Below are 2,942 nucleotides of genomic sequence, written 5' to 3'. Positions count from 1 at the left end.
CACACTTTTTTATCAAGAAAAAAGTAACAACAAAAATTCATTTTCTACTAATTGCGTCAACGCAAACCAAAGAGTTGCTAAATATAATCGAAGAAAAACCACAGTCGTGAACGGATACGCAAAAAGTAGCTTTAAAAAATTCATTTTTTAACAGTGTCAGGAACAGACAAGACTTTTTACCTAACTCGGTTATTTTTATCACACACTTTTTTGCTTTTTTAACCTAGGCTTCCACAGTACTGCATCCATGTTCATTATTTGTGTCTACTCAGCCGTATAGTGCCCTAAAAAAAACGCATTTTTTATACCCATTTTTTCTTGATAAAAAGGGACAAAAAATCAAGCCCTCCCTAAAAAGTTCCAGCAAGCACTCCTTACAGCTGGAAAAACAGCATCCTTACTGCGATCCCTCTCTGCAACTGTTTTTCTATTTCAGCTGTAAACTGTGCTTGCTAATCGCAATTATTTGACAAAGTCCGTTTTTATTTTTTTACTACCTCACTCTAACGGTCAATGAGTAGAGTTTAACATAGAACTTACCAATTTATTTAGTCAAAATATAACTTTTTACGTAAATTAAAGTTTTACTTATAAAAAGGCTGGTTATAGATAGATCCACACCTTTACGTTGCTGTAAATCAGCTACCGACTTATAGACTTTCTCAAGCAGCCATCCTTCCTCCAACATGGATGCAAGATTTTTTTAAAGCATGAAAAGCCTTAAAACTGATTTAAACGGACTATACCCTCCTTCCGATGCCGTTCAACAAAGTGCCCATATCGCATCATTGGATCAATACTTAAAAATGTATAAAGCATCTATTGAGGATCCAATCCAATTTTGGGAAAAGCTATCCAAGCCATTTTTTTGGAAACAGCAACCAACTGGTCCATTTCTGCGCTACAATTTTGACCTCAAAAAAGGGAATATTTTTACCAAATGGATGGAAGGAGCCACCACTAATGTTTGCTATAACCTAGTAGACAAGCATGTAGAGGAAGGCAATGGCCATAGGATGGCCTACTACTGGGAAGGAAATGACCCAACCGAACAAAAACAAATCACCTACCAAGGTTTACTGGAAGCAATTTGTAAATGTGCCAATGTTTTAAAAACCCTAGGCATACAAAAAGGTAACCGTGTGGCCATCTATATGCCAACCACTATGGAGGCCATCATAGCGATGTTAAGTTGTGCGCGCATTGGGGCCATCCATGTTGTGATTTTTGCAGGATTTTCAGCAGAGGCACTGGCAGAAAGGATGATAGCGGCAAATGCAAAACTCTTGGTAACCGCTGACGGAACCTTTCGTGGAACAAAATTTATTCCCCTCAAGTCGATTGCTACCCAAGCATTGAAACAATGTAAAGCAGCTGGCCACCTGATTAACCATTGTGTCGTTTTTAACCGACTGCAAACCAGCAAGCTGAATAAAGATGTACCCGATATTCCCTGGGATGATTCAATAGACCTGGCTTGGGAAACAGTAATGGCATCTGCATCCGATCTATGTGAAGTTGAGTGGGTTGATGCAGAACATCCATTATTTATACTGTATACAAGCGGTTCGACTGGCAAACCCAAAGGAGTGTTACACACTAGTGGAGGTTATCTATTATACGCAGCCACTGTATTTAAATATGCATTTGACTACCATGAAGAAGATCTATTTTTCTGCTCTGGAGACTTAGGCTGGATTACAGGCCATACTTTCAATGTGTATGGTGCACTTGCCTGTAAAAGTAGCACTGTTATATTTGATGGCATTCCGACTTACCCAGATGGAGGTCGCTTTTGGGAGTTGATCGATCGATATCAAGTCACCACATTTTATACCGCTCCTACTGCGATTCGAACCCTTATGCAACTTGACCGCTCATATGTTACAAAGTATAGTAGGGCCTCCTTGCGCCTACTTGGCTCCGTAGGTGAACCCATTGATCCTGCCACTTGGCATTGGTTCTACGAAGTAGTGGGTGAAAAGCGCTGTCCGATTATTGATACCTTTTGGCAGACAGAAACAGGCGGCCCTATCATCTGTCCACTTCCTGGGTCTACGCCATTGAAACCTGGATCTGCTACACTACCTTTTTTTGGTATTGTACCCGCAATCGTTGATGCAGATGGCGTTGAAATGATAGGTGAGGGAGAAGGATATTTGGTTATCAAAAATCCCTGGCCAGGAATCGCCCGAACTCTTGATGGGAATCATCAAAGGTTTGAATCTACCTATTTTGAGCCATACAATGGCTATTACTACACAGGCGATGCGGCAAAACGTGATGCAGATGGCTATTTTTGGATCATAGGTAGAAGAGATGATATGTTGAATGTCTCCGGTCACTTACTATCAACTGCTGAGATTGAATCTGCATTGATGCAACACCCAGCAGTAGCAGAAGCAGCTGCAGTCTCTGCTGCACATGCCATAAAAGGTGAATCCATTCACTGTTTTATCGTATTAAAGCATAGGTGGAAATATGATGGTATCATTGAAGATGCAATCAAAGCAATTGTTCGTAACAAAATAGGCGCCTTTGCCGTTCCAGAGTTGATACACCCTGTACCCGCTTTACCTAAGGTAGCGTCTGGCAAAATAATGCGTCGACTGCTTAAAAAAGTAGTACAACAGGACGCAGATTTAGGTGATACCTCAACGTTAGTAGACCAAACTATCATTGAACAGCTCCTCGCGCTTACAACTAAAAAAGGGTAAGATTTTTTAATGAACCTATGGGACAGCCCTACTTATTATTTTGTAAATTTGTAAAAGCATTACTTTCGCTATAGCATAGCCAGCAGGCTCAATCGATACCATAAATTTTTTAACAATTACCTAAAATGAGCAACTATATAAAATTTTTGTACCAGGCTGGTCTACTGTCCACCATTACATTAATGGGGGCTAACTGTGGTGGTTGTGGTAGCAACACACCCTCGG

The 2,942-nt window shown here is 40.5% G+C and carries 1 protein-coding gene; it reads left to right on the top strand.

All coding sequences use genetic code 11. The annotated features are described in order from the left end of the window. Positions 1–710 precede the first annotated feature (710 nt). Complete coding sequence (gene acs, locus MUW73_RS03745; protein ID WP_243575271.1) at positions 711–2,717, top strand: acetate--CoA ligase; 2,007 nt, start codon at positions 711–713, stop codon at positions 2,715–2,717. The last annotated feature ends 225 nt before the right edge of the window (positions 2,718–2,942 follow it).

The sequence above is a fragment of the Candidatus Cardinium sp. cByotN1 genome (assembly GCF_022810525.1).
GTDB lineage: Bacteria > Bacteroidota > Bacteroidia > Cytophagales > Amoebophilaceae > Cardinium.
This window is presented reverse-complemented; position numbering and strand designations above follow the sequence as displayed.

Excerpts from the sequence above, each read along its gene's own strand:
- acs (WP_243575271.1), top strand. The coding sequence starts at position 711 with ATGAAAAGCCTTAAAACTGATTTAAACGGACTATACCCTCCTTCCGAT.